The organism is Hymenobacter segetis, assembly GCF_038448715.1.
Lineage (GTDB): Bacteria > Bacteroidota > Bacteroidia > Cytophagales > Hymenobacteraceae > Hymenobacter > Hymenobacter segetis.
Genome location: NZ_JBCEVZ010000037.1, coordinates 45,187 through 51,226 on the forward strand (window position 1 = coordinate 45,187; position 6,040 = coordinate 51,226).

Sequence of the window (6,040 nt, forward strand, 5' to 3'; positions counted from 1 at the left end):
CGTAATTCATAATTCCTAACTCATAATTCCCTCCCAATGAACCTGCCTGCCACCCTGCACTACACCAAGGACCACGAATGGATTCGCGTTGAAGGCGACGTTGCCTACGTGGGCATCACCGACCACGCGCAGAAAGAGCTGGGCGACATCGTGTACGTCGATATCGACACGCTCGACAAGGACGTGGCCCAGCACGAAGTGTTCGGCACCGTGGAAGCCGTGAAAACGGTTTCGGACCTGTTCAGCCCCATTACCGGCACCGTGCTGGAAGTAAACGAAAAGCTGGCCGATGCGCCCGAAACCGTGAACTCTGACCCCTACGGCGATGGTTGGATGGTAAAAATCTCCATCGCCAAGCCCGAAGAGCTGAGCGAGCTGCTCAGCGCCGAAGCCTACGGCGAGCTGGTGGGAGCCTAAAAAACTAGCACGGCTTTCGCTTGTGCGCCGCGATGCCTGATTTCGTTAACCCCAAGCCAACGCCCCCCATACCCCGTTCCCGCCGCGCCTACGCCGCTTTGCCGCTGCTGTGGGCCGTCGTGGTGCTGGTTCTCACGCTCACCCCTTCTGATGAAATGCCGCGCACGCCCGTGTGGGAGCTGCTGTCGTTCGACACAGCCGCCCATGCGGGCGTGTTCCTGGTTTTGGCGGGGCTGAGCTGGTTCTCGTTGCACCGGCAGCGCCGCTGGCCGCAGTTGGCCCACCACGCCGGCTGGGCCGTACTGGCCGGCAGCATCCTGTTCGGGGCCATCATCGAAGTACTGCAAATGACCATGCGCCTGGGCCGCCACGGCGAGTGGTCCGATTTGCTGAGTGATGGTATTGGCGCGGCGTTGGCTGTGGGCGTGGCCGCCGTCTGGTCGGCCCGCCAATCCGGCCGCCGCGCCCGGCCCTTGGCCAGCGGGCCGTGGCTGGTGCTGGTCGCTGCCGCCACGCTCAGCGCCGCCCCGCTACCCGGGCGGGCACAGAATGCTTTGATAATTCGGGCCCGCGCCCGCCGTACCATCAAAGCCCTGGCGGCTCCCGATATGCACGGCCGGGGCTACGTGAAGCAGGGCGAGCACCTGGCCGCCGCCTACCTGCGCGAACGCCTGAGCGAGCTGAAACTAGTTCCGCTGGCTCCCAACTACACGCAACCCTTTACGCTGGACGTAAACACGTTTCCGGGCCGGGTGAGCGCCTCCATCAAGGCCGATGGACCCGCTGGCAAAATGACGAGCTGGAAAGCCGGTACGGCTTGCATCGCCGCCCCCAATTCGGGTACCGGCACTGCCAAGGGCCGCCTGCTGCTGCTCGATACGCTGGTTTTCACTAAAGCCTCGGTGCAGGCCCGCTACCTGCGCACGCAGTGGAGCAGCCGCGTGCTGCTGCTGCGCGCCGCCGATGCCAACCGCTTGGCCAAGCTGCCCGCCGCCCTACGCCAGCGCCTGAACTCGGCCGCTGCCTGGATAACCGTGGTGCCCAAGCTCACCGCCTCATTGGCCGCCGAGCAAGCGGCGCAGCCCCGCGTGGAAGTGCTGGCCGAAAAGGTGCCCATGTGGCTCGATAAAGCCATTTTTGGCGATACTGCTACCGGCGCGCCCCAGGGCCGCACCGTGTGGAGCACCGTGCGCGTCGATGCCCAACTCCAGCGCAGCTACCAGACCCAGAACCTGGCCGCCGTGGTGCGCGGCTCCATCCGACCCGATTCCTTCCTCATCGTTTCGGCCCACTACGACCACCTCGGCATGATGGGCAAGGACGTGTACTTCCCGGGAGCCAACGACAACGCCAGCGGCGTGGCCCTGCTCCTAGAGCTGGCCGCCCACTACGCCAAACCCGAAAACCGCCCGGCCTACTCTGTAGTCTTTCTGCTTTTCGGGGGTGAGGAAGCCGGCTTGGTGGGTTCCAGCTACTTCGTGGCGCACCCGCTGGTGCCGCTCAAAAGCATCAAGTTCCTGTTCAACCTCGACCTGCTGGGTACCGGCGAGCAAGGCGCTACCGTCGTCAACGGCAAGCTGCTGGAAGCGCCCTATCGTCGCCTAGTGGCCCTCAACGAAGCCCACCACTACCTGCCCGCCCTGGGGGCTCGCGGCCGTGCTGCCAACTCCGACCACTTTCCATTTTCCGAAGCCAAAGTGCCGGCGTTTTTCATGTACACGCGCGGTGGCAGCGCGGCCTACCACGACGTGAACGACCAGCCCAAAGCTTTGTCGCTGGCCGGTTTTGCCGGGGCTTTCGGGCTGGTGCGCGATTTCCTGAACGAAGAAGGAGCCGCCCCCGCCGCAAAAAAATAGTCGGTGGCCGAACTTGCGTTCAACCACCGACTACGGTACTGATTTGCAGGGATATTAACCTTTGGCTTTCAGCGAAAGCATGATTTGCTTGGCGATGGGCTCCCACTCTGGCTTCTGGCGGTCGGCGCAGTTGAAGGTGCAAATCATCAGCTTGCCCTCTACATCGGTGAAGAAAACCAGCGTGTACACCTCGTGGCCCATCTCGGGCTTCATGAATTCGAGGTAGCCCACCTTGCGGTTGTTGATATTTTTCACACCGTCGCCGAACCAGGTGGCATCCTTGTATTGCTTGTGGTAAGTCTTGCCGAACGATGCGGAATACACGTCCACCATGTCCTGGTCGGCGTCGTTGTCGCTGTAGTTGAAGGCGAGGCTGATGAGGTTGTTATTGGTGAAGATAACGCTCGGACGGCTCTGGGCTTTGGCGTAAGCGAAGTCCATCTGCTGCTCGGTCATCACCTCGAAGCCCTTGGGAATGAGGATTTCAACCCGCTCGCTGAGCACACGCTTCTTGACAAGTTCAATTTCAGATGCGGGACGCGCAGCCGTTAGTAAAAGTCCCAGAATACAGAGTAAAAGTGTAGATTTCATACTAATGGGGGATAAGGGTTTGGTTAACTAACTGCCTATTTGTAAACCCAAGTTAGATACAATAATCAGATATCCAACTTTGAACGTACAAATATTGTCATTTTTTTTGAGATGCCGGCTGGGTTGAGCTTAAAATTAACAATAAATGCCTAGCAATCGAACGGTTGGAGGCATCGTGGCTCAGATGATGACCTTACGCAACTTTCCAGCCACATAGCGCCAGGGTCACTATCATATTTCAAAATTAAGTGGTATAGTCCAATTTGGTTGATGTGTTTTCGGCCAACTGGGACTTTTACCGGGCGAACGACAAAGCTGCTGAGGCCAATGCGGATAGCCAAAAAGAAAGGACTGGCTTAAAGAATATTATTCAGCTGCTCTTTGATTTTTTCCAGCTCTTCCTTCATGCCTACCACCAAGTGCTGCACGGTGGCATCATTAGCCTTGGAGCCGATGGTGTTGATTTCGCGGCCGATTTCCTGGGCCAGGAAACCGAGCTTTTTGCCCACGGCCTCGTCGGGCTGGAGCACGGCCTGCTCGAAGTAGGCAAGGTGGGCGGCGAGGCGCACTTTCTCTTCGGCAATGTCCAGCTTTTCAATGTAGTACAGCACTTCCTGCTCGAAGCGGGTGGCGTTGAACTGCTCGTGGCTGGTGAGCTCGGCGAGGTGGCCAGCCAGGCGCTGGCGCACGTGCTCGATGCGGGCGGGGTCGTGCTGCTCCACGGCGGCCAGCTGCTGCCGGATGGTGGCGATGTAGCCCATGATTTCGGTGGTGAGGGTGTGGCCCTCGTCCTGCCGGAACTGCTGCATGGCGGCCAGCGCCTGCATCAGCAGCGGCTGGAGCTCGGCCCAGGTCACGTCTTCGGCGGCGGGCTCGGCGTCGCGCACCTCGCTGGCGCTGGGGATGACGCCCGGCAGGCGCAGGGCGGCCAGGAGGGTGGCTTCGCCGGTGGGCAGGCCCAGGGTGTCGGCCACGGCTTGCAGCTCGTGGTAGGCGGCCGCCAGGGCTTCGCGGTTGAGGGTGGCGGCGGCGCGGGTGGTGGCGGGCCGCACAAAATCGAGGTTGAGGTTGACTTTGCCGCGTAGCAGGGCCTTGGCCACGGTGTTGCGGATTTCGAGCTCGTGGGGGAGCAGGAAGCGGGGCAGGCGCAGGGTCAGGTCGAGGGTTTTGGAGTTGAGCGACTTGACTTCGAGGGTGGCGGTGTAGGCGTCGATTTCGCGGTGGGCCTGGCCGTAGCCGGTCATGGAGAGGAGCATCCGAGGGAAGAATTGCGGTGAGCGGGAAGCAGGGCCACGGGCCGGGGCCAGTGGTTGCGGGTGCAAAGGAACGGCATTCGCGGCGGGTGTTGGGCTGCGGGGCTTTTCGCACCTCAAAAAGGCAAAAAAGGCCGCAAAAGTAGTAGCTCCCGACGGCCCGCGAAGCCTTGAAATCAGGCCGTAACAATAGGACAATGTGCGGGCTACGATGCCGTAATAGGGCCCCGGTAATTTTGCTTCATCTAACCAACATGAAGTGTATGCGGTATTATCTACTCGGGTTTTTGTGGTTGTTTGTGAGTGGTTTAGCCCTGGCTCAGCCGGGCACGCTGGCCGGCAAAGTGACCGATAAAAAGACCAGTGAGGGCGTAATCGGGGCCACGGTGCTGGTGACGGGCACCACCCTAGCGGCCCCCGTGAATGTGGACGGCAGCTACAGCCTGCCGCTGGAGGCGGGCACCTACAACATCACGATGACCTACGTGGGCTACAAGCCGCTCACCTTCGCCGGCATCATCATCAAAAGCGGTGAAACCACGACCCTGAACGGCACGATGGAGGAAAGCGCCACCAGCCTGACCGAGGTGACAGTGACTGGCGTGAAGCAGACTGGCTCCGAAGTGGCCATGATTCAGGACCTCAAAAAAAGCGAGGTGGTGGTGAGCGGTATGAGCAACGACCAGATAGTACGCACCCTAGACCGCGACGCGGCCGAAGTGGTGAAGCGCATTCCGGGCGTGACGGTGCAGAACAACAACTTCATCGTGATTCGCGGCCTGGCCGAGCGGTATAATACCGTATTGCTGAACGATGCCCTCACGCCCTCGGCCGAGGTGGATACCCGCTCGTTCTCGTTTGATATTCTGCCGAGCTCGGTGATTGATAGGGTGTTGATTTTCAAGAGCGGCGCGCCGGAGCTGCCGGGCGAATTTGGCGGCGGCGTGGTGAAGGTGTATACCAAAAACTCGGTGCTTGAGAATACGACCACCTTCACGATTTCGGGCTGGAACCGCTCGACCAATACCTTCAATAGCGGCTACCTGAGCACCGACCACAGCCCGACCGATTTCCTGGGTTTTGACAATGGACAGCGGAAGCTGCCGGGCAGTCTGGCGGGCCTGGCTCCGGCGATTAAGGCTACTCCGGAGCAGCTGTCCGCGATTCGGAACGACCTGCGCAATGAGTTTCTGCCCAAGAGCATTACCTCGCGGCCCGATTTGCGCATGTCGTTGGGTATCAATCGGAAGTTTGAGATTGGCCATGTGTACGTGAGCAATGTCACGTCCGTCTCTTATTCCAATACGCAGGAGCAGTACGACTCGCGCCGGCAGCGCTATGCTTACGACTATGCCAAGGAAAGCCTCTTGCCCGCCGGGCAGCGGGCCGAGCCCGTGCTGAACATCGATTATGTGGATACGCGCAGCATATCGGCGGTGCGGCTGGGGGTAATCCACAACTACCAGGTGCGGCTGAACGACCGCAACCGGATAGAGTTTCGCAACTTTTTCAACCAATACGCCACCGATGAAGTGGTGAACCGGCACTTGGTGAACTTTCCCGATGAGCGGGAGCGCAACGATTACAGCCTGCACTACCAGAGCCGGAGCATTTACTCGGGCCAGCTGAGCGGCAGCCACGAGGCCGGCCCCGCCCGCCGCACCTTCCTGACCTGGGCCACTGGCTACAACTACGTGAACCGCAACGAGCCCGACTACCGCCTCAACAAGCAGGACCGGGAGCTGGTGCCGGGCAAGTTGAGCGATACTAACCCCGTGCCGTTTCAGGTATCCATCAACAATGGCGGCGTGGCCAACTCCGATGCGCGCTTTTTCTCGACGCTGAAGGAAAATACCTACATGGCCAGCGGCCAGATAGAGCGCCGTTTCAATGGCCGCGACACGCTGGGTGTGAACCAGATAA

Annotated in this window: 5 protein-coding genes; 3 read left to right on the forward strand and 2 right to left on the reverse strand. The window is 60.3% G+C overall.

Annotated elements, in window-relative coordinates:
- Positions 1-36 precede the first annotated feature (36 nt).
- Together gcvH and AAFH49_RS14680 are read left to right on the forward strand one after the other, a co-directional pair.
- A complete protein-coding gene (gene gcvH / locus AAFH49_RS14675; protein WP_342299298.1) occupies positions 37-417 on the forward strand; it encodes a glycine cleavage system protein GcvH in 381 nt (126 codons plus the stop codon).
- A 32-nt stretch (positions 418-449) separates the two neighbouring features.
- Complete coding sequence (locus AAFH49_RS14680; protein ID WP_342299299.1) at positions 450-2,273, forward strand: VanZ family protein; 1,824 nt, start codon at positions 450-452, stop codon at positions 2,271-2,273.
- Positions 2,274-2,327: 54 nt separating this feature from the next.
- Here the strand turns inward: AAFH49_RS14680 and AAFH49_RS14685 are convergent, their stop codons facing one another.
- Positions 2,328-2,864: a hypothetical protein gene (locus AAFH49_RS14685; RefSeq protein WP_198069415.1), complete on the reverse strand. Its 537-nt coding sequence runs from the start codon at positions 2,862-2,864 to the stop codon at positions 2,328-2,330.
- Between the two features lie 356 nt (positions 2,865-3,220).
- Positions 3,221-4,120, reverse strand: coding sequence for a YicC/YloC family endoribonuclease (locus AAFH49_RS14690; protein WP_342299300.1), 900 nt, complete (start codon positions 4,118-4,120; stop codon positions 3,221-3,223).
- Between the two features lie 260 nt (positions 4,121-4,380).
- Between AAFH49_RS14690 and AAFH49_RS14695 the strand changes: the two genes are divergently transcribed.
- Positions 4,381-6,040: carboxypeptidase-like regulatory domain-containing protein (locus tag AAFH49_RS14695; RefSeq protein WP_342299302.1), on the forward strand; the 1,660-nt coding region annotated here is incomplete at its 3' end.